26 protein-coding genes, 1 pseudogene and 1 other annotated feature are annotated in these 20936 nt (G+C 37.1%); of the genes and pseudogenes, 17 read left to right on the top strand and 10 right to left on the bottom strand.

Annotation, left to right across the window (positions count from 1 at the left end; genetic code table 11):
- Positions 1-45 precede the first annotated feature (45 nt).
- Complete coding sequence (locus tag DJ93_RS09340) at positions 46-1239, top strand: MDR family MFS transporter (RefSeq protein WP_042980448.1); 1194 nt, start codon at positions 46-48, stop codon at positions 1237-1239.
- A gap of 52 nt (positions 1240-1291) precedes the next feature.
- Positions 1292-1510, top strand: a binding site (T-box leader).
- Positions 1511-1575: 65 nt separating this feature from the next.
- Positions 1576-3984: a leucine--tRNA ligase gene (gene leuS, locus DJ93_RS09335; protein WP_042980446.1), complete on the top strand. Its 2409-nt coding sequence runs from the start codon at positions 1576-1578 to the stop codon at positions 3982-3984.
- Between the two features lie 43 nt (positions 3985-4027).
- Here leuS and DJ93_RS09330 read toward each other — a convergent pair whose 3' ends face one another.
- A complete protein-coding gene (locus DJ93_RS09330) occupies positions 4028-4447 on the bottom strand; it encodes a GNAT family N-acetyltransferase (RefSeq protein ID WP_042980445.1) in 420 nt (139 codons plus the stop codon).
- A 160-nt stretch (positions 4448-4607) separates the two neighbouring features.
- Here DJ93_RS09330 and DJ93_RS09325 point away from each other — a divergent pair, with 160 nt between their 5' ends.
- Entirely contained in the window at positions 4608-5504 is an 897-nt protein-coding gene (locus tag DJ93_RS09325; RefSeq protein ID WP_042980444.1) for a hypothetical protein, read from the top strand.
- 126 nt (positions 5505-5630) lie between these two features.
- Here the strand turns inward: DJ93_RS09325 and DJ93_RS09320 are convergent, their stop codons facing one another.
- From DJ93_RS09320 to DJ93_RS30295, 5 genes are all read right to left on the bottom strand, one after another.
- Positions 5631-6059, bottom strand: coding sequence for a pyrophosphohydrolase domain-containing protein (locus tag DJ93_RS09320; RefSeq protein ID WP_042980443.1), 429 nt, complete (start codon positions 6057-6059; stop codon positions 5631-5633).
- A gap of 98 nt (positions 6060-6157) precedes the next feature.
- On the bottom strand, positions 6158-6343 hold the full coding sequence (locus DJ93_RS09315; RefSeq protein ID WP_042980441.1) for a hypothetical protein: 186 nt from the start codon (positions 6341-6343) through the stop codon (positions 6158-6160).
- Positions 6344-6439: 96 nt separating this feature from the next.
- Positions 6440-7519: a Ger(x)C family spore germination protein gene (locus DJ93_RS09310; protein ID WP_042980440.1), complete on the bottom strand. Its 1080-nt coding sequence runs from the start codon at positions 7517-7519 to the stop codon at positions 6440-6442.
- Positions 7495-8589, bottom strand: coding sequence for a spore germination protein (locus DJ93_RS09305; protein ID WP_042980439.1), 1095 nt, complete (start codon positions 8587-8589; stop codon positions 7495-7497). The genes DJ93_RS09310 and DJ93_RS09305 overlap by 25 nt, the downstream gene beginning before the upstream one ends.
- Positions 8590-8605: 16 nt before the next feature.
- Positions 8606-10711 carry a spore germination protein gene (locus DJ93_RS30295; protein WP_080743410.1) on the bottom strand — a complete coding sequence of 702 codons (2106 nt, stop codon included), beginning with the start codon at positions 10709-10711 and terminating at the stop codon, positions 8606-8608.
- A gap of 153 nt (positions 10712-10864) precedes the next feature.
- On the opposite strand from DJ93_RS30295, the gene DJ93_RS09295 reads away from it, so the two are divergent.
- Positions 10865-11989: a homoserine O-acetyltransferase family protein gene (locus DJ93_RS09295; RefSeq protein ID WP_042980437.1), complete on the top strand. Its 1125-nt coding sequence runs from the start codon at positions 10865-10867 to the stop codon at positions 11987-11989.
- Between the two features lie 61 nt (positions 11990-12050).
- Here DJ93_RS09295 and DJ93_RS09290 read toward each other — a convergent pair whose 3' ends face one another.
- The gene (locus tag DJ93_RS09290) at positions 12051-12233 is read right to left on the bottom strand and encodes a hypothetical protein (protein WP_042980436.1); all 183 of its coding nucleotides are present in this window, start codon (positions 12231-12233) and stop codon (positions 12051-12053) included.
- Between the two features lie 217 nt (positions 12234-12450).
- Between DJ93_RS09290 and DJ93_RS09285 the strand changes: the two genes are divergently transcribed.
- The 5 genes from DJ93_RS09285 (at position 12451) to DJ93_RS09265 (ending at position 15552) form a co-directional block, all read left to right on the top strand.
- Entirely contained in the window at positions 12451-12756 is a 306-nt protein-coding gene (locus DJ93_RS09285; protein ID WP_042980434.1) for a rhodanese-like domain-containing protein, read from the top strand.
- A gap of 78 nt (positions 12757-12834) precedes the next feature.
- Positions 12835-13059 carry a spore germination protein gene (locus tag DJ93_RS09280; RefSeq protein WP_042980433.1) on the top strand — a complete coding sequence of 75 codons (225 nt, stop codon included), beginning with the start codon at positions 12835-12837 and terminating at the stop codon, positions 13057-13059.
- A 20-nt stretch (positions 13060-13079) separates the two neighbouring features.
- The gene (locus DJ93_RS09275) at positions 13080-13403 is read left to right on the top strand and encodes a hypothetical protein (RefSeq protein ID WP_042980432.1); all 324 of its coding nucleotides are present in this window, start codon (positions 13080-13082) and stop codon (positions 13401-13403) included.
- 105 nt (positions 13404-13508) lie between these two features.
- Positions 13509-14522 carry a GTP 3',8-cyclase MoaA gene (moaA, locus tag DJ93_RS09270; RefSeq protein WP_042980431.1) on the top strand — a complete coding sequence of 338 codons (1014 nt, stop codon included), beginning with the start codon at positions 13509-13511 and terminating at the stop codon, positions 14520-14522.
- Positions 14523-14538: 16 nt separating this feature from the next.
- Positions 14539-15552 carry a molybdopterin-synthase adenylyltransferase MoeB gene (locus DJ93_RS09265; protein ID WP_042980430.1) on the top strand — a complete coding sequence of 338 codons (1014 nt, stop codon included), beginning with the start codon at positions 14539-14541 and terminating at the stop codon, positions 15550-15552.
- Positions 15553-15593: 41 nt separating this feature from the next.
- On the opposite strand, the gene moaC is transcribed toward DJ93_RS09265, so the two are convergent.
- Positions 15594-16079, bottom strand: coding sequence for a cyclic pyranopterin monophosphate synthase MoaC (gene moaC, locus DJ93_RS09260; protein WP_042980428.1), 486 nt, complete (start codon positions 16077-16079; stop codon positions 15594-15596).
- An 83-nt stretch (positions 16080-16162) separates the two neighbouring features.
- On the opposite strand from moaC, the gene DJ93_RS09255 reads away from it, so the two are divergent.
- The 6 genes and pseudogenes from DJ93_RS09255 to DJ93_RS32140 form a co-directional block, all read left to right on the top strand.
- The gene (locus DJ93_RS09255; RefSeq protein WP_042980427.1) at positions 16163-17452 is read left to right on the top strand and encodes a molybdopterin molybdotransferase MoeA; all 1290 of its coding nucleotides are present in this window, start codon (positions 16163-16165) and stop codon (positions 17450-17452) included.
- Positions 17422-17937: a molybdopterin-guanine dinucleotide biosynthesis protein B gene (gene mobB / locus DJ93_RS09250; RefSeq protein ID WP_080743409.1), complete on the top strand. Its 516-nt coding sequence runs from the start codon at positions 17422-17424 to the stop codon at positions 17935-17937. The genes DJ93_RS09255 and mobB overlap by 31 nt, the downstream gene beginning before the upstream one ends.
- Positions 17934-18398: a molybdenum cofactor biosynthesis protein MoaE gene (locus tag DJ93_RS09245; protein WP_042980425.1), complete on the top strand. Its 465-nt coding sequence runs from the start codon at positions 17934-17936 to the stop codon at positions 18396-18398. The genes mobB and DJ93_RS09245 overlap by 4 nt, the downstream gene beginning before the upstream one ends.
- A gap of 2 nt (positions 18399-18400) precedes the next feature.
- A complete protein-coding gene (gene moaD / locus DJ93_RS09240) occupies positions 18401-18634 on the top strand; it encodes a molybdopterin converting factor subunit 1 (RefSeq protein WP_042980423.1) in 234 nt (77 codons plus the stop codon).
- 104 nt (positions 18635-18738) lie between these two features.
- Positions 18739-19161 (top strand): DUF3888 domain-containing protein, encoded by a 423-nt coding sequence (locus tag DJ93_RS09235; protein ID WP_042980421.1) that lies wholly within the window; start codon positions 18739-18741, stop codon positions 19159-19161.
- Positions 19152-19265, top strand: a pseudogene (locus DJ93_RS32140) (glucose-1-dehydrogenase); the annotation flags it as partial. The gene DJ93_RS09235 and the pseudogene DJ93_RS32140, both read left to right, overlap by 10 nt.
- A gap of 74 nt (positions 19266-19339) precedes the next feature.
- Here the strand turns inward: DJ93_RS32140 and DJ93_RS09230 are convergent.
- Complete coding sequence (locus tag DJ93_RS09230; RefSeq protein ID WP_042980420.1) at positions 19340-19834, bottom strand: CarD family transcriptional regulator; 495 nt, start codon at positions 19832-19834, stop codon at positions 19340-19342.
- Positions 19835-20235: 401 nt separating this feature from the next.
- Here DJ93_RS09230 and DJ93_RS09225 point away from each other — a divergent pair, with 401 nt between their 5' ends.
- Together DJ93_RS09225 and DJ93_RS09220 are read left to right on the top strand one after the other, a co-directional pair.
- A complete protein-coding gene (locus tag DJ93_RS09225; protein ID WP_042980419.1) occupies positions 20236-20472 on the top strand; it encodes a DUF2553 family protein in 237 nt (78 codons plus the stop codon).
- Position 20473: 1 nt separating this feature from the next.
- Entirely contained in the window at positions 20474-20656 is a 183-nt protein-coding gene (locus DJ93_RS09220) for a sporulation protein Cse60 (protein WP_042980416.1), read from the top strand.
- 34 nt (positions 20657-20690) lie between these two features.
- Here the strand turns inward: DJ93_RS09220 and DJ93_RS09215 are convergent, their stop codons facing one another.
- The gene (locus tag DJ93_RS09215; protein WP_042980415.1) at positions 20691-20918 is read right to left on the bottom strand and encodes a DUF3973 domain-containing protein; all 228 of its coding nucleotides are present in this window, start codon (positions 20916-20918) and stop codon (positions 20691-20693) included.
- Positions 20919-20936 lie beyond the last annotated feature (18 nt).

Raw genomic sequence — 20936 nt, 5'->3', positions numbered from 1 at the left:
ACTGTTATATATGAACGAAAAAACAACAGAATAGGAGGAGAAACTATGCCAAGGAAAGTATGGTTATTAGTAGCTGGGATGATTATTAATGTCACGGGTGCTTCTTTTTTATGGCCTTTTAACACAATATACTTACATGATCATTTAGGAAAATCTCTATCAGTTGCTGGAATGGTATTAATGATTAACTCGCTTACTGGTGTAATAGGAAACTTGCTCGGCGGTGTGTTATTTGATAAATGGGGCGGTTATAAATCAATTTTAGTAGGAATTATTATTACACTTGTAGCGATTTTAGGTCTTGTGTTTTTCCACGGATGGCCATTATATGTTGTGTGGCTTGCGTTAATCGGATTCGGTTCTGGAATGGTCTTTCCATCGATGTACGCGATGGTTGGTACAGTGTGGCCAGAAGGAGGAAGACGAGCTTTTAACGCAATGTATGTTGGGCAAAATGTCGGAATCGCTGTTGGAACAGCGTGCGGTGGTTTAGTTGCTTCGTACCGTTTTGATTATATTTTCTTAGCGAACTTTGTTTTATACTTTGTTTTCTTCTTAATTGCTTTTATCGGTTTTCGCGGTATGGAAGATAAAAAGGAACAAGGTGTACAAAAAGAAATCGAAGCGAAGAAAGGTTGGTCACTTACACCTGGATTCAAAGCGCTTCTTATCGTATGTGTAGCGTATGCTTTATGCTGGGTTACATATGTACAGTGGCAAGGTGCAATTGCAACACATATGCAGGAATTAAATATTAGTCTTCGTCATTATAGTTTATTATGGACGATAAACGGGGCGATGATTGTTTGTGCACAGCCTCTTGTTAGTATGATTATTCGCTGGATGAAGCGCTCTTTAAAACAGCAAATTATGATCGGAATTGGTATTTTTGCGGTTTCATTTATTGTACTAAGTCAAGCACAGCAATTCACGATGTTTCTCGTTGCAATGGTAACATTAACAATTGGTGAGTTATTCGTATGGCCAGCGGTTCCGACAATTGCGAATATACTTGCCCCAAAAGATAAACTCGGTTTTTATCAAGGGGTTGTAAATAGTGCAGCAACTGTAGGGAAAATGTTTGGACCAGTTGTGGGCGGAGCAATCGTTGATTTATACAATATGGAAGTATTGTTTATGGCGATCATGGTAATGCTTGTAGTAGCGCTTATAGCAACGAGTGTATATGATAAACGAGTAAAAGTAGAAGAAACAGTAGAAGAAAAAGTTGCAGTTTAGTTTGACGGAACATGTAACATGTTTTAGAATATATTTAAATTAACTCATATGTGTAATAACAGTGAGAAGGAGTAGTAGTAATAGAAGCTGGTTTAGAGAGTTGACGGTTGGTGCAAGTCAATCCACGTTTCGTTATGAACTCGCCTTTGAGTTGCGGTTGTGAAACTATTAGTAGCAATTGCCGTTAATCCACGTTACGGATCTAAGCGAATGTATATACTACATTAATTTAGGGTGGTACCGCGGGAATCTATAACCTCTCGTCCCTTTCTAGGGATGAGAGGTTTTTTGTATTTTAGGCGGTGAAAATAAACAAAATTTCAAGGAGGGTATCTCATGAGCTTTAATCATCAAGAAATTGAGAAGAAGTGGCAAGGGTATTGGGAAGAGAATAAAACATTCCGTACGCCAGATGAGACAGAAAAACCAAAATTTTATGCACTAGATATGTTCCCATATCCATCTGGTGCGGGATTGCACGTAGGACATCCAGAAGGTTACACAGCGACAGATATTTTATCTCGTATGAAGCGTATGCAAGGGTATAATGTTCTTCATCCAATGGGATGGGATGCATTCGGTCTTCCAGCGGAGCAATATGCACTTGATACTGGAAATAGCCCAGCTGAATTCACAGAGAAAAACATTAACACGTTCCGTAATCAAATTAAAGCACTAGGCTTCTCTTATGATTGGGATCGTGAAGTAAATACAACAGATCCACACTATTACAAGTGGACACAATGGATTTTCTTAAAACTATTTGAAAAGGGTTTAGCTTACGTTGATGAAGTACCTGTAAACTGGTGCCCAGCACTTGGTACAGTACTTGCAAATGAAGAAGTAATCGACGGCAAGAGTGAGCGCGGCGGACATCCAGTTGAGCGTCGTCCGATGAAACAATGGATGTTAAAAATTACTGCTTACGGAGATCGTCTATTAGAAGATCTAGATGAGCTTGATTGGCCAGAAAGCTTAAAAGATATGCAGCGTAACTGGATCGGTCGTTCGGAAGGTGCAGAAGTACACTTCAACATCGATGGTACTGATGAGAAGTTTACAGTTTTCACAACGCGTCCTGATACACTATTTGGTGCAAGCTACTGTGTACTTGCTCCAGAGCATGCACTTGTTGCTGACATTACAACAGCAGAACAAAAAGAAGCTGTAGAAGCTTACATTAATTCTGTAAAAATGAAGAGTGACCTAGAGCGTACAGAACTTGCGAAAGAGAAAACGGGTGTATTCACTGGTGCTTACGCAGTTAACCCAGTAAATGGCGAGAAATTACCAATCTGGATCGCTGACTATGTTCTTGCAACTTATGGAACAGGTGCTGTAATGGCAGTTCCAGCTCATGATGAGCGTGACTATGAATTCGCATCAACATTCAATCTTCCAATGAAGGAAGTTGTAAAAGGCGGAGACATCACGAAAGAAGCATATACAGGTGATGGTGCACACGTAAACTCAGCATTCCTTGATGGTTTAAATAAAGAAGAAGCAATTGCAAAAATGATCGAATGGCTAGAAGTAACGAGTGCAGGAAATCAAAAAGTAACGTACCGTCTACGTGACTGGTTATTTAGCCGTCAACGTTATTGGGGTGAACCAATTCCAGTAATCCATTGGGAAGATGGCACAATGACAGCTGTGAAAGAAGAAGAGTTACCATTAGTTCTTCCAAAAACAGAGAATATTCGTCCATCTGGTACAGGTGAATCACCACTTGCAAATATTGACGAGTGGGTAAATGTTGTTGACCCTGAGACTGGTCAAAAAGGTCGTCGTGAAACAAACACAATGCCACAATGGGCTGGTAGCTGCTGGTACTACTTACGCTACATCGATCCAAACAATAGTGAAGCGCTTGTAGATCCTGAAAAAGTAAAACAATGGCTTCCAGTTGACATTTATATCGGCGGAGCAGAGCATGCCGTACTTCACTTACTATATGCTCGTTTCTGGCATAAAGTATTATACGATATCGGTGTGGTTCCAACGAAAGAGCCGTTCCAACAATTATTCAACCAAGGTATGATCTTAGGTGAAAACAACGAGAAAATGAGTAAATCAAAAGGTAACGTTGTAAACCCTGATGATATCGTAGAAAGCCATGGTGCAGATACACTTCGTCTATACGAAATGTTCATGGGACCATTAGATGCTTCAATCGCTTGGTCTGAAAATGGTCTTGACGGAGCGCGTCGCTTCCTTGATCGTGTATGGCGTCTATTCGTTCAAGATAACGGTGAACTAAGTGAGAAAATTACTGATACGCCAAATAAAGAGCTTGAAAAAGCTTACCACCAAACAGTGAAGAAAGTAACAGAAGACTATGCAGAGCTTCGCTTTAACACTGCGATTTCTCAAATGATGGTATTCATCAATGATGCATACAAAGCTGAAACACTTCCGAAAGAATATGTAGAAGGTTTTGTAAAAATGATTGCACCAGTTGCACCTCACATTGGGGAAGAACTTTGGAGCAAACTTGGATACAATGAAACAATCACATATGCAAGCTGGCCAACATTTGATGAGTCTAAACTTGTAGAAGATGAAGTTGAAATCGTTGTTCAAGTTATGGGTAAAGTTCGCGCAAAACTAACAATGAAAAAAGACGCATCAAAAGAAGAAATGGAACAACTTGCACTTGAAGCAATTAAAGAACAAATTGAAGGGAAAACAGTTCGTAAAGTAATTGTTGTTCCTGGAAAACTTGTTAACGTTGTTGCAAACTAATCTTAAGTAAATGAAAGCTCAGAGCAATTATGCTCTGAGCTTTTTATGTAGAAATGAAATAAATAAACTCGGGATCGCCTTCATCTAAATTTTCGATGATTCCACTATGTATAAATCCGTTTGCTTGAAAGACCTTGTGCATGTTTTCGTTAGATTGATTCGTAGAGGAAAAGATTTTTTTAGTTGGAGAATTACTTAGCATATATGTAATTAATGAGCTTGCACAACCTTTGCGTCTTTCAGTCGGTGAGATGATGATTAATGAAATAAAAGTACAATCAAAGAAACTCGTATCATATGTTAAAAAACCGACAATGGAAGCATCATTTTGTACAATGATACATGTTCCTTTGTGAATAGCATGTTCAATATAATCTCGTCTACTATCATTTTCAATCACATCGATATCTATCTGTATAATTGAATCTACATCAGTTATTTCGGCTTTTGTTATGCTCCTCAATACAATGCTCTCCCTTTAGAAAGAATAATCAGTTAATTGATTTTGACACGAATGGAGAACAAAGAAAAAAGCGCGGAATTCCCATATAGACAAACACCTATTCTTCTATAGAAAATATGATAAAAAAGGTAGGCTAAATTGAGAAGAAGAGGTGAAAGAAATGAAAGGGATGGGCAATAAGGCACCGCATGGCTTCTTTGGAGGTGGATCGGATAGTTATGAACAAATGATGTTCATGGGAGGAGCTGGGCAACAAGGATATGGCGGAACCCCAAGTTGGATGGGAGGAGCATCTGGAGGATTTCCAACATCAGTAGCTGGAGCGCAAACAGGGTTTCCGTCAGTAGCGGGCGTACAAACAGGATTTCCAACATCAGTAGCTGGAGCGCAAACAGGAATTCCGACATTCGTAGGAGGAGCACAGGGAGGGGTGCCTGTAGGTATGCCAACTACATTTCCATCTTTCGTTGGAGGTGTACAAACAGGATTTCCTGTACCTGGTGTTGGTGTTGTAGCTGGTGGAATCGGTGGTTTTCCTCAAGGTTTTCATGGTCATCATGAGCATCATGGCCACCATCAACATCATGGCCATCATCAGTACCATGGTCATCATCAGCAACAAGTACATCACCACGGTCACCATCATATTCATCCACAGGCTGTCCTTTATCAAACTCACCATCAAGGACAACATCACCATCAAGGACAACATCACCATCAAGGACAACATCACCATCAAGGACAACATCACCATCAAGGACAACATCACCATCAAGGACAACATCACCATCAAGGACAACATCACCATCAAGGACAACACCATCATCAAGGACAACACCATCATCAAGGACAACATCATCATCAAGGACAACATCATCATCAAGGGCAACAACATCAACAAGGGCAACAGCATTATCAAGGACAACAGCATTATCAAGGACAACAGCATTATCAAGGACAACAACAAACCTGGTATGGTGGAGCTGGAGTGGGGGCGTCCGCGGCAACAGCTGGTATCGCAGGAGCAGCAGGTCATGCTGGACATGTGGGACACTAATGAATTACATGAAAAATTCTCTTGTACGCAAGGGGATTTTTTATTTGGAGAAAAATATGAAGTTTATAATTTGTGAATTATAGTACAAAAAAACTGCTAAGAATAATCCTAGCAGCCGATTCTATATTATTTTTCTGCTTTTGCTAATGCATCTTGACGTTGACGTTCAATTTCAGCGCGAAGTTGTGGTTCTGGTGCTTCCCAGCCTTCTGGTTTTAAAATTTTGCCATCGCCCTCGCGGAAGCGTGGTTTTCCATCAGGGAATAATTTAGCCATATTAGCATTGTTTACAATTTCAAATCCTTTGTCTGGACGTACACCCATTTCTGCAAAAGTTCCGAATGCGAAGTAAATCAAATCAATCAACGCGTCGTATTGATCTTCGACAGTTGTCGCTTCTAGAAACTCCTCTAACTCTTCTTTCATAAAGCTTGCACGAATTTTTGCACGCTCTTCTGTTAATTTTGTTGGAACATTTGTAACAGGGTGTCCGAATACTTCGTGCATTTTTGCAACAAGTTCGTATCCTTTATCTAAACCTTTTTCATTCGTCATGTTGTTTCATCCTTTCTCACTTTGTGCCGAAGTTTATTGTAACATAAGGTGATTGTTTAATAAAAAGAACATCTTATGAGACATAAGATGTTCGCTCGTTATTCTTCTTTCTTTATTAAAATGGATAAAACGAGATCAATGCCGAACATTCCAATGAGTAGCATTGGTATAACGACAAGTAAATAACGAGTAAAAGAAACATTTTTTAAATATGTATGAGCAAATAAAAAGACGCCGAGAAATAAAATACCGTTTAAAATAGGCTTTACTAACTTTTTAGACATAAGCTCCCCCGTGAATATCTTTTCTCTCTATATTTGGTAATAAAAAAACTCCTCTCTCCGTTTTATCACGCCAGAGGAAGGAGTTCAATCATTAACTTATTCAATTACACCAGAATTTGTAATATCGACTGTATATTTTACTGTAATCGGAACATCTTTGTACATTTTTCGCCACTCTTCTAATTTAAATGGGCGATAATGTTGTTTATATTTTGCTCCTAGTCCGAGAGGGTCGACACCTAAAGATTTGAACTGTTTAATTAGTTTTGCAGCTTTTGCATCTAATTGTTTTTCGACTGACTTAGCTATTTTCATTGTATTCTTTTTGTTTTCTAAATTGAATTTTCTAGAGACCTCTTGAATACGAGCTTCCAGTTTGACGTGAATGAAGAAAGATGGTTTTCCGTCTTTTATGTTTATTTGATAGGTGGGAACAGAACGGATATTATTAATGATTGTATATCCAGGATTCGTTTTAAATTCATGAGAATCTAATCGATGCTTTTCTAACAAGCCCTTAAATACAAACATATCATGGTAACTAATCTTTCCAACATATTTATCTTTTTTCAAAAGTCCAATACCAGTAATCCCTATTTTATCTCCATGTTTTTTGAGGATAGGCATATAAGAATCTTGTCCTTCACGATAGTATCGGAAGGCACCTAAATATAAATTGTCAGTTGGTAAGGGACCTGTTTCCATATTGTGCTCTAGCATTTTCTTTATATAAATCGCAACATTATATGATGTAGTATATTTCCCTTTGAATAACTCAGTGCCACTGCCCTCCAATAGTCCGACATACAGCGAGTTACCAATATTTACATCACGAATTAATGTGTCAAAAGCTGTTGATAGTCCTTTTTTCGCAATTTTTGTAGTGAATAAAGCAATCCGCATTTGTCCGCTTGCAAATGGTTGTGAGGATTCTAAAGAAGTATCTGCCTTTACTTGTTTTACCGCGTTTCCTGTTCCCTCAAAGACTTGAACTTTATTTCCTTTTTTTTGAATGGGACAAACGAATGTCACTTTTACTTTATCATCTTTTGCTGTATCAAACGCAGCTCCTTGAATAAGTTGAACATCATCAATAATGTTTTTTTGTAAACAACCAGTTAGACTAAAGAGACTGATGCAAAAAAGAAGCATTAATTTTCTTTTGTTTTTTTCCATTTTCTTTTCACCCACACAATAATAAATAGAATTGGGATGTATATGTATATAAGCCAAAAACTAACCTTTGATACAGTACTAATAAAATCATTAATATCATGTCTGTTTGTTAAAAGTTGTGAAACAGCTAAGGTGATGAGCATAAATGCAATTAAAATGCCTCGTTGTTTCACACGAAAGATTTCGTGAGTTCCTCTAGTGGCAGCCCATAAAGGGAGAATAAAGCTCGTAATAATAACAAGAGCATAAGCAGAAATGGCGAGATACTCAAGTCGTTCTATAAATGGGAGCTGAATAACTTGTGTCATTGAAAGTTGAGACCAAATTGTTTTGAGAAGTTGTTTTTCGCTAAAGAACGTAAAAGCGAGAATAGTACTAAACAGATATAAGAAGTTAGAAAATAAAGCCCCATATTGCGCGAATTTATGGGATTTTTGTGGTTCTTTAACAAACGGATAAATCATAAGGAAAATTTCAAATCCTGTCATACTATAAATAGATAGTTCGGATGCTTTCAAAATATCAGTAAAGGAATGTGAAAAAAAGGGGAGTAAATTATCCCAATGTGAGAATTTCAAAATAAAAAGACTAAGGAAAAGATATCCTAGCGTTCCACCGATAGAAATAACACAAATTCCTGTAATAACGCGGAATCCTGATGAAATAATGTAATAACTTACTAAACATAAAAAGAATGTGAGCATCCACGTAGATGCACTAGGAAACATCCATACTTGAATAATTTCGACATATGTTCTAACGACAGAAATACTTACGATAAAAAAATATGCCATAAAGATGATATTAATCCCATTCCCAAGCCATTTTCCAAAAGTTTGTTTATGTAAATCAATTAAATTTCCTTCTACATTTTTTAATGAGTAATACATCATCCATATAAGAATATGGATGATGATTCCTGTGATAAGAACACCTACCCATCCGTCATGCCCAGCCGCTTTTGCAATAATACGAGCGAATCCAAGAACCCCAGCACCAAATTGTGCACTGTGAATTAAGAAGAAAACAAAGATAGGAGATATTTGATATTTTTTTTGAACTTTACTCATCAATGTGCCTCATTTCTTAATCATCAAAATCCGATCTATGTTTTGTTGAAATTCCTTGTGCTGATTTCTTAACATGTTGTGGTCTCGCTTGCACATCTCGTGTATCAATCATTGTTAGTGGAAAGCGAATCCAGGAATCTTTCACGGATTGTTGTCTAGTTGGGTAAAAAAGTGCGTACGGTTTACGTAAAGAAGTTAGTCTAAATAGATGGGTAAATAAATAGATGAATCCAAGTGAAATACCTAAAAGACCTCCTACTTCCGCGAATATAAGAAACGGGAAGCGCAGTAAGCGTACAGCATTGCCCATTTTGTAAATGGGTGTAATAAAGGAAGCCAACGCTGATAAAGCAACGATAATTAATAAAATATTGCTTGTTAATCCAGCTTGAACAGATGCTTGCCCAATTACGATACCGCCTACAATACCGAGTGTTTGTCCTACTTTCATCGGTAGACGAGCGCCAGCTTCTCTTAATAAATCAATAACTAATTCCAAAAAGAGTGCTTCGATTAAAGGTGGGAATGGCACTTGGGCTCTTGATAAGATCAATGTTTCAAGCAAATCGCTTGGAATGAGTTCGTAATGATAATTTAAAACGGCAACATATAATGGGGCTGCACAAATTGAGAAAAGAACCGCGATAAGTCGTAAAACTCTTGAAAATGTAGCATATAGCCAAGAGACGTTATAGTCCTCTGGTGAAATGAAGAAATCAAAGTACGAGACAGGAGTGAGTAGGACATTTGGTGAACCGTCAACAAAAATGGCGATCTTTCCATCAATAAGTGCTTTTGTTACCCGATCTGTACGTTCGGTATTTATATATAACGGGAAAATGGATTTTTCTCCCATTAACTCTTGTATATAGGCACTATCATTAATTTGATCGTATTTAAGAGCGCGCAATGATTCTTCTAGAAAATCTACATTATCTTTCTCTGCAAGGTTGTCTAAATACATCATGACGACCTTTGTTTTCGAAAACTCTCCAACTATCATTTCTTTCGTGTGTAGTTCTAGTACTGGGAGACGTTTACGAACTAAATTAATATTTGTATCAACGTCTTCCACAAAGCCTTCTTGTGGCCCAATAACTGTTGACTCATTTAATGGTGGAGTTGGTGCTCGATAATTATCAATCGCAATATTTGCGAGCATGCATTTTTGATCTTGTTCACGTAATTGAATAATGGCATGCCCCTTTAAAACCATATCCTCAATTTTTTGTAAGTCATTTGTAATTGTAATCCCGCTCATTGGAATGTGTTCTTTTAGCTCCTCAAGTGAAGAACAAGAACGTTCTAATAGTGTAGGCATCAAATATTTTTGAAGCTTTTCTCCATCAAGTGAAGGGCGATAGTAAGAAATCCAATAAGGCATCGTTTCATCATCAGATGTGTGATAGTTGATGAAGTCACTAGACTGCTTTAGCTTTGCTATTAAATCTTGCAAAGAATGAATATGATCTTTTTCTGGTTTGCTAAAGTCATAAATACTGTTATTACCTGTGCTTTGGTGCTCTTGTGATTGTTTACTTATTTTAGAATTTTGAGCTGGATTGTCCAGTTTAGAATACTGTTGTTGCTCCTGAGCTGAATTGTTCTGTTTAGAATACTGTTGTTGATTTTGAGCTGAATTGTTCTGTTTAGAATTCTGTTGTTGATTTTGAGCTGGATTGTTCTGTTTAGAATACTGTTGTTGATTTTGAGCTGGATTGTCCAGTTTAGAATACTGTTGTTGCTCCTGAGCTGAATTGTTCTGTTTAGAATTCTGTTGTTGATTTTGAGCTGAATTGTTCTGTTTAGAATTCTGTTGTTGATTTTGAGCTGGATTGTTCTGTTTAGAATTCTGTTGTTGATTTTGAGCTGGATTGTCCAGTTTAGAATACTGTTGTTGCTCCTGAGCTGAATTGTTCTGTTTAGAATTCTGTTGTTGATTTTGAGCTGGATTGTCCAGTTTAGAACTCTGTTGTTGCTCCTTAGCTGAATTGTTCTGTTTAGAATCTTGTTGCGAATCTTTTTGTTGTTTGTTTTTATTTTGTTTAGAATTCTGTTGTTCGTTCATTTCTTGCTCTGTTTTATCTGATTTTTTCTTCTTACGTAACCATTTCCAAATCATATGTATTCCCTCTTTGATGATGTAATATAGTGCTATTTTGTGGCTAATTTTGTATATTATTCATTTATTTATGAAAAGGAGAAGGAGAATGGTTTACTGAGAAAAAATCTCTTTAGGGAGAAGTTTATAATGTGATGGGGGGAAGCGAAGTTAGTGCAAATTGTAAAAAAGGAAAAATTTTTTTTAAGAGAGTTTAGGTTTGAAAATGGTAGAAAGATTCCGATTCAAATTGGATATGAAACATATGGCACGTTAGATAGAGAAAGGTCAAATGTAATTTTAGTGTGTCATTATTTTAGTGCAACAAGTCATGCAGCAGGAAAGTATACAGAGTATGATGAGAGTCCTGGTTGGTGGGACGGATTAATTGGACCAGGAAAGGCGATAGATACAAATAAATATTTTGTTATTTGCACGGACAATCTTTGTAATGTGCAAGTGAAAGATCCTTATGTAATTACAACAGGACCGAAATCTATTGATCCAATAACTGGCCTTGAATATGCAATGGATTTTCCGGTTTTTACATTTTTGGACATGGCGCGTGTCCAGTTTGAATTAATAAAAGATATGGGGATTGGAAGGCTATATGCTGTCATGGGACCGTCTGCGGGAGGAATGATTGCACAGCAATGGGCTGTACATTACCCTCATATGGTGGAGCGAATGATTGGGGTTATTACGAACCCACAAAATCCAATTATAACGTCGGTAAATGTAGTACAAAATGCGATTGAAGCAATTCAGCTAGATCCAAGCTGGAAGGATGGGAATTATGGAGAGGCGCAACCGACGAAGGGACTTCATTTAGCGAGCCGAATGCTGTTTACTAACGCTTTTGATGCTCATTTTTATGAAACGGCATTTATGCGTAATAGTATGGAAATAGAACCTTATAACGAATTTTCTACGCTAACATCATTTGAGAAAGATATAAATGCTATTACGCTTAAAAGTATAGCTTCAGTAGATGCGAATTCATGGATGTACACTGCAAAAGCGATATTATTACATGATATTGCACATGGATTTTCTTCTTTAGATGAGGCGCTTTCGAGAATAGAAGCGAATGTACTTATGATTCCGTGTAAACAAGATTTACTTCAGCCACCTCGCTATAATTATAAAATGGTAGATATTTTACAAAAACAAAGGAAATATGCAGAAGTTTATGAGATTGAAAGTATAAATGGGCATATGGCTGGAGGGATAGATGTTCATTTGTTTGAAAAGAAAGTATATGAATTTTTAAATCGAAAAGTATCTAGTTTTGTATAGGAATGGTTTACGCGCTAAATAACATGATGAAAGGCGCTATGGTTGTAATAGGCACCTTTCATCACATTATTTTCAAACGAAAGATATATGTAGCAATTGATAGACCAAAGAAGGCTATACTAAGTAATAATAAGAAGAATGACATTTCTTGAGGAGATTGTATCTTTTTATTTTGTTTCATGCTAAGTGCAATAATTGCAGAAATTAAAAAGATGATGCCTACAATGAAAAGAAAAAGTGTCATTTCAATCGACTCCTTTCATAAAACAAGTATATTGAGGATACAATGTGAAAGTTATGTTTGTAAAGGGGAAGTTGTATGTGGAATTTGAGAAATAATGAAGAGGAGAAAAGTTTCCATTCTTTGCGTTCCTTCTTTTGCATGCTAAAATTGATGAGGAATGAACAAGTAGAAACGAAACTTGTTACAGAGTTTCATTGTATATAAGGAGGAACGAAATATGACAGAAGTAAAAATAATTACAACAGAAGAAGTGCAGGAACGTTTAGAAAATGGCGAAACGTTATTTTTAGTAGATGTACGTGAGGACGAGGAAGTAGCACAAGGGAAAATTCCAGAAGCTGTACATATTAAGATGGGTGATATTCCAAATAAAGTAGATTTCTTTGATAAAGAGAATGAATATATTTTTATTTGTCGTTCAGGCATGCGCAGTGAAAATGTGTGTCACTATTTAAATGAGCAAGGATTTAAAACAGTGAACATGGTTGGCGGTATGCTTCAATATGAAGGCGAAACGAAATAAGTAATCTGTAAAAACTTGAAACGTGTCTGTTTCAAGTTTTTTTCTTTTGCATACAGTGTATAAAAGGGGGATAGGTGAATGGGTATTAAAATGCGTAAAATAAAAATTATTAATAATACGGGGGCCGTTAATGTGGGCGACTGTTATGATATCTCACCTTTAGCTGTAGCGAAAATATATGCTGGTGCTGGAGGGTCAAGTGTGGCTACTTTTTTTAATGGAAAACGTATGCCAGCAGGTGCAATTAGAACATCAGTGTTTATTCCACCATTAGCGACAAGTACACGTACATTAGGCTCATAAAGGAAAGGTAGAGTGCGATTATGCCTGCAAACATTAAAGAGTTTATTATTGTTAACAATTCTGGGAATATATTTACAGGTGATAATTTGAGGGATACATCTTTTACTGCTTCGAAAACGTATAGTGGTTCAACAGGCCTAACTTGTATTGATGTTGTTACAATAATCGGAACAGAAACCAATCTTTGTTTACAGCCAGGTGATACGGTAACGACAACGTACACAAGAGGCACTCCAGCAGCTACCCTAACAGGAACAAATACGAATCAAGGTGCAAATATATCAGGTATTCAGCAAGCTGTACCTAATACAGATAATATGGATTCAATAGCTGGACTCCCTTAGGAAATAAGGGAGTTTTTTATTTGTTTGAGCAAAAACATCGCAGTTTGAAAATATATTATAATAGAATGAAGATAGGTATAAATTTGGCAGAAAGGGAGAGTGGCGATGCAGGAGAAGGTTAAAGATTTTTTCGGACGCCCACTTCAAGATTTACGCATCTCTGTCATTGATCGTTGTAACTTTCGGTGTACATATTGTATGCCGGCTGAAGTATTCGGACTTGATTATGCTTTTTTACAGGAAGAGTTTTTACTGACATTTGATGAAATTGAGCGATTAGCGAAATTGTTTGTTAGTATTGGTGTACAAAAAATTAGACTTACAGGTGGTGAACCGCTACTGCGTAAGGATGTAACAAAACTCATCGAACGTCTTGTGAAAATTGATGGTTTAGTAGACATAGGGTTAACAACAAATGCGATTCATTTGACGAAACAAGCGAAAGCACTAAAAGAAGCTGGATTACACCGAGTGAATGTTAGTTTAGATGCGATAGAAGATGATGTGTTCCGAAATATTAATGGTCGGAATATTAGTACAAAACCTGTATTGAAAGGAATTATGGCAGCGAAAGAGGCGGGGCTTGAAGTAAAGGTAAATATGGTTGTGAAAAAAGGTATGAACGATAGTCAAGTTCTTCCGATGGCTGCTTATTTTAAAGAACAGGGAATTTCACTCAGGTTTATTGAGTTTATGGATGTTGGTAGTACGAATGGTTGGAATTTTGATCAAGTTATTACGAAGCGAGATTTGATTGAAATGATTCATAAAATATATCCAATCGAGCCTGCTGAAGCTCATTATTTTGGAGAGGTTGCGAAGCGTTATCGATATGTTGGAACGAATGTAGAAGTTGGTTTTATTACTTCCGTTTCTGAGTCGTTCTGCTCTTCTTGTACGAGAGCAAGGATTTCGGCAGATGGGAAGTTTTATACTTGTTTGTTTGCTACAGAAGGAATGGATTTAAGAAAGCTTCTTAGAAATAATCTCTCGGATGATGATTTGTTACAAGTAATACAAGATGTATGGAATAATAGAAAAGATCGATATTCAGATGAGCGGACAGAAGAAAGTGCAAAAAATCGTCCGAAGATTGAAATGTCTTATATAGGTGGATAAGGAAGGGGGATATAATATGCAGGAGCGTTATTCAAGGCAAATATTATTTTCTGGCATTGGGGAAGAAGGGCAAAGGAAAATAAGAAAGAAGCATGTGCTCATTATCGGTGCTGGTGCACTTGGGGCTGCAAATGCAGAAGCGATTGTTAGAGCAGGTGTTGGAAAAGTAACAATTGCTGATCGTGATTATGTAGAATGGAGTAACTTGCAAAGACAACAGTTATATACAGAAGAAGATGCAAGGCAGTACAAGCCGAAAGCAGTCGCAGCTTCAGAGCATTTAAAAGCGATCAATTCTGAAGTGGAAATTGTACCAGTTGTGACCGACGTAACGGTGCAAGAAATGGAAGCATTAATTAAAGATGTAGATTTAATATTAGATGCGACTGATAATTTTGAAACGCGCCTTCTTATTAATGATATTTCACAAAAATATAATATCCCGTGGATATATGGAGGGTGCGTTGGTAGCTACGGAGTGACCTATACAATTCGTCCAGGAAAAACGCCTTGTTTCCGTTGTTTAATGGAGCATCCAGCGAGCGGAGCGACATGTGATACAGTTGGTATTATACAGCCTGCTGTACAATTAGTAGTTGCGCATCAAGTAACAGAAGCTTTAAAAATATTGGTAGAAGATTTCGAGGCACTTCGTGAAACGATGTTATCATTTGATGTTTGGAATAATCAACATATGGCATTTAAAGTGAATAGACAGAAAAAAGATACTTGTTTATCTTGTGGAAAGCTTCGTACATATCCAAGTTTGGCGTTTGAAGCCCAAACGAAAACAGAGGTGTTATGCGGAAGAAATACGATTCAAATTCGTCCGGGAGTGACTCAGCCTCTTAATTTAGAAGAAATTAAAAAGCGCTTACAAAAAAGTGTAGATGTAAAGGCTACACCGTATTTACTATCATTTCCGGTTGAAGAGTATCGTTTCGTTTTATTTACGGACGGTAGAGCATTTATTCATGGGACAAATGATTTGAAAGTGGCAAAAAGATTATATGCAAGTTATATAGGGTGAACCTAAAGGAGGGCCTTTAGGTTCAGAAATGAAAAATGAGATTAAGAATGTCTAACGTAATCTCCGTTTTTTCCGCCTGTTTTTTCAAGTAAATAAGTTTCACCAATAATCATGCCTTTATCGACAGCCTTACACATGTCATATACGGTAAGAGCTGTAGCGGAAGCAGCTGTTAAAGCTTCCATTTCAACACCGGTACTACCTTCTGTTTTAACTTTGACTTCAATGAGTAATCGATATTGCTTTTCTGTCTTTTCCCAATCAAAAGAGACGTCAACGCCTTTCAATAATAAAGGATGACACATCGGGATAATATCAGAAGTACGTTTAGCAGCCATAATGCCGGCAATTTGTGCAACGGCTAATACATCACCTTTACCAATTTCATTGTGAGAGATTTTATCGTATATTTCTTTCGTAACGAGAATGCTAGAGCGCGCAATTGCTGTTCGGACAGTTACTTTTTTGTTGCTTATATCGACCATTTTAGCGCGTCCTTGGTCATTAAAATGTGTGAATGAAGACATGGAATTCCTCCTTGAAGTAATTGCTATTTACAATATAAAGTGTAATCGAGATATGATATTTTGCAAATATGGGGTGAGAAATAATGCTAGAAAAAAGAGTGCCAATTCCAGTAGCGGAAGCAATGGAGAGAGTGATGAAATATGCTCAGCAAGGTACAATAGAAGAGGTATTTATTACAGACAGCTATGGAAGAATTCTTGGAGAAGATGTTATAGCCGATCATGATGTTCCGCATTTTGATCGTTCTCCTTATGATGGCTTTGCGATTCGGGCAGAAGATACGAAAAAGGCAAGTCAAGAAAACCCAATTGAGTTTGAAGTAGTAGGAGAAATTGGGGCAGGGGCTGTTTTTGCAGAAGAAGTGAATCCTTTCCAAGCAGTTCGGATCATGACGGGTGCAGCAATTCCGAAAAGTTGTAACGCGGTCGTGATGCTGGAATTGACAGATGGATTTGAGAAAAACGGAAAAACATATATGAAGCTAAAGCGTCCTTTTCAAAATGGTGACAACGTTTCATTTAAAGGTGAAGATATAAAACAAAATCAAATACTTGTTGAAAAAGGTGTAGTAATTAATCCGGGTGTGGCGGCGCTATTAGCAACTTTTGGCTACAGTACTGTGAAAGTTGTAAAACAACCTGTTATCGGTATTGTAACGACGGGAAGTGAGCTTTTAGAAGTACACGAGCCATTGGAACCAGGGAAAATTAGAAATAGCAATTTTTATATGATTGCAGCCCAAATTACTAGAGTGGGCGGGAAAGTGCGTTATTATGGACAACTGGCTGATGAATTAGATGCGTGTTTTGAAGCTGTTAAATCAGCGATGGATGAGGTTGATATTTTAATTACTACTGGCGGTGTTTCGGTAGGGGATTATGATTATTTACCTGCTATTTATGAAAGATTAAAGGCGAATGTGCTCTTTAATAAAATTGCGATGAGACCGGGTAGTGTAACGACGGTAGCGGAAGTAGAAGGGAAACTACTTTTCGGTTTATCAGGTAACCCATCAGCTTGTTATGTAGGATTTGAATTATTTGTGCGTCCAATTATCAAAACATATCTGTATTCGAAGGAACCTCACGTATATAGAGCAGATGCTATTTTACAAAAAGATTTTCCGAAACCAAATCCATTCACACGTTTTGTAAGGGCGAAAGTGGATATTGTAAATGGTGTGCTACAAGCAATACCAGTTGGTTTAGATAAATCGAGTGCAGTATCTTCACTTGCAGATGCGAATGCCTTCATAGTACTCCCGGGAGGAACGAGAGGCTTTGAAGCAGGAATGACGGTTTCAGTGCTATTACTAGAATCGGATCAAGGAAGTGAGTGGCTATGGGCAGAACCGCTTCAATCTTACAAGTAGTAGGATATCAAAATAGCGGAAAAACGACATTTGTTGAAAAAATGGTGCGTGTTTTAACAGGAGAAGGGATGAAAGTCGCTACAATTAAACATCATGGGCATGGCGGTATTCCGGAAGTGCCGCAAAAAGATAGTGAAAGACATCGGAAAGCTGGCGCTGTTGTAAGTGGTGTAGAAGGTGCTGGATTATTAGCTTTGTCTTCACTTAGAGATAAATGGTCTGTACAAGAAATCGTTCGCTTGTATGAATTTTTTGAAGTGGATATGATTGTAATAGAAGGATATAAAAAAGAAAAGTATCCAAAAGTGGTTTTACTTCGCTCGATGGAAGACGTGGCTTTATTACATAAAGTAGAGAATGTAGTAGCGGTTATTACATGGTATGAGGTTCCTTCGAGTTTACGAGAAGCGTATAAAATATTTCATATCGCAGAAGAAGAGTTATATATAGAATGGTTTGTACAAACGGTTAGGAGTGCAAAATGACAAATACGTATTATGAAGTAATGGATACAGAGGTTTCAATTGAAGCGGTGACAAAGAAAGTAATTCGCCGTGAATGTGGTGCTGTAACGACTTTTATCGGAACGGTTAGGGAGTTTACGAAAGGGCGACGCACATTATATTTAGAATACGTAGCTTATAAGACGATGGCGGAAAAGATGTTAGAAAAAATCGGAGCAGAAGTGCAAGAGAAATGGCCTGGTACACATGTTGCGATTACACATCGCATTGGCACACTGCAAATTTCTGACATTGCTGTTGTTGTTGCTGTATCAACGCCGCATCGTAAAGAAGCTTATGAGGCGAATGAATATATTATGGAGCGTATTAAACAAATTGTCCCGATTTGGAAAAAAGAGTTTTGGGAAGATGGGGATTCTTGGATTGGTGATCAATTAGAAAAAACACCGTATCCAGCTGGAGAGCCTGGAAGGGAGCTATAAAAATGATACGAGTACTATTATTTGCACATTTGCAAGAAGAAGTAGGAACGAATGAATTGAAGATAGAGCAAGAAAATATTACTGTTACGGAGCTGAAAAATATTCTGACGAAAGAATATGACGTAGCGGTTTCAGAGCAAATTATGGTTGCGATTAATGAAGAATATGCAAATGAAGAAGATAACATACAAGCCGGTGATGTTGTTGCATTAATTCCGCCAGTGAGTGGTGGTTAATATTGAGTTCGTTAAAAAACGCCTTTCCTTATTTTATTGAATAAGGGAAGGCGTTTTTTTATTACGGTTTTGAGAACACTATCTGATAGGAATAGGAGGGAGTTATGAAAAGAATATTTGCGATGGTTGTAATCATATGTGCGGTTTTTTCCGCTTTCCCTAATCATTCTTGGGCAAAAGAAACGAGGGAACAGCTTTTAGAAAGTGCTTTGCTTAATCGGTATTATCCGGTTATAAGACAAGTAACGGAAGATCAATTTGAATGTGGATCAGTTATAAATATAAAACGTTTAGGAAAAAAAGAAGAGTTTATACCTAAATTCACAGTTACGATACAAATTGTTACATTCCAAGGCCCGCACAATCCGCCGAATGACCTTATTACAATTACTGTAGAAGATGATTTAACAGATGTGAAAGTAACGAAAGTAGAACGGGTCAAAAACGTTTCTGGGGACGCTGTACATAAGGCTTGTGCACAATGGAATAAAAAAATGAAAGCTCATTTTAATGATTTGCAGCAGTAGCGGCATGGCTCGCTTCAGCAGAGTCTAGTTATGTCACGGGAATAACATTGTTTGCTGACGGTGGAGTGACGTTATATCCATCGTTTCAAGCTGGGCGTGGATAATATGAAAAGGCCAAAGAGCTCTATCTCTTTGGCCTTTTGTGTGAAAAAAAAAATAGCAGTTCGCTATTTTAAAGTTAGTGATTAATTGTATCTTGAAGAAATTCAGTTGCTTGGTTTTCTGAAACATCTTGTACGAGTGCGACTTCGCTAATCAGCATTCTGCGCGCATTATCTAACATTTGTTTTTCGCTCGCATTTAATGCTCTCTCTTTATTGCGGCGGAGTAAATCACGAACAACTTCTGCACTATCTTGAAGATTTCCATTTTTCATTTTCTCCATATTCATCGTATATCTTTGTTTCCAAGAGAGTGATGAATCTGATTCTCCATGTTGAAATTCAAGAAGTACATCGTCTAATGTGTCCTTGTCTACAATATAACGTATGCCTGATTTCTGTATTTGATCCATCGGAAGCATTACTTGCATATCGTTACTAATAATGCGTATGACACAATATTGACGTGTAGTACCTAACACTTCTTTTTCTTCGATGGCTTCAATGATTCCTGCACCTTGCATTGGATAAACGATTTTATCACCGATTTGAAACAAATCATCCACCTCCATATGTGGTAACCATATTTAATGATAACACATATGGATAAAAATATCAAATTTATTATAATACCATATCATATATATTGAGGTCAATATATAGAAGGTGATTTTTTGGTTTTTTCTTAAATGAAAAATAGTTTTGCGGATGAGGATTTTTGAATTATCTTAAAGAATAAATGATGATTATTCTCGTGCGCCGAAAAAAGGTGGTGTCTTGTTTATTTATAATAAAAACAATGTAGGCGAAAATCATATGTCGGTTGTCCTTTCATGCACTGGAAGGGTTTTGCGTTTCTGTAATGAAATAGGTGGGATGGAGGCTTAGGCATATCCACTTATTTTTAAGCATAAAATGTAAAATCGCTAATACAATATACTTAAATTCGTTCTTTTTAAAGGAGGGAGAGAAGGTGGGGCACACAATTAAAATTGATATTACAAATAAAGTTGTAGCTAAATTCAGGGCAGATTATTTGGAATTATATACGAGTAAATTTATGATAGGTAAGTTTTATGTCTATACTGAAGAGAAGCAGTATGTGTTAGAAGACGGATATATATACGAAGATGGTAAGTTTTATCGCATCATAGATACGCACCGTGGCAATAATCAAGCGGCGGAGGGCTGCGATCTAGGATGGTGTTAGTATGATTCGCGTTAAGGTGTTTGATGAGAGTCATGAAAAAGACTTAGAGGACGCTGTAAATACATTTTTAAAAAAAGTTGATGATGGAAAGCTTGTAGATATTAAGTATCAAGTAGGTGTTTCTATTAACGACGATGAAAATCAAATTTATTGTTTTTCAGCAATGGTTGTCTATAAAACATAAAAAAGAGCTGGGGAGCCAGCTCTTTTTTATGTTTTTAAGTAGGAACGACATGAGTTGGTAAAGTATTCATAATGGATTGTGGCGTTTCGGTTTCCTTTGTAGTTAACATGACTTCTGCCTTTTCATGGTGATGTACATCTTTACACATACCAAGGTGATAACGCTCCCCTAAAAATGGATCGATATAAAAACCGTTTTTAAATACTTTATCACTCACATGTTTTTCATGATGAATTTCAGAACAATTAATGCAGTAAAACATAACTTTCATCCCCTTTTA

This window comes from Bacillus clarus, assembly GCF_000746925.1.
Classification (GTDB): Bacteria; Bacillota; Bacilli; order Bacillales; family Bacillaceae_G; genus Bacillus_A; species Bacillus_A clarus.
The sequence above is the reverse complement of the archived record's forward strand: the minus strand, read 5'-3'. Positions and strand labels throughout refer to the sequence as shown.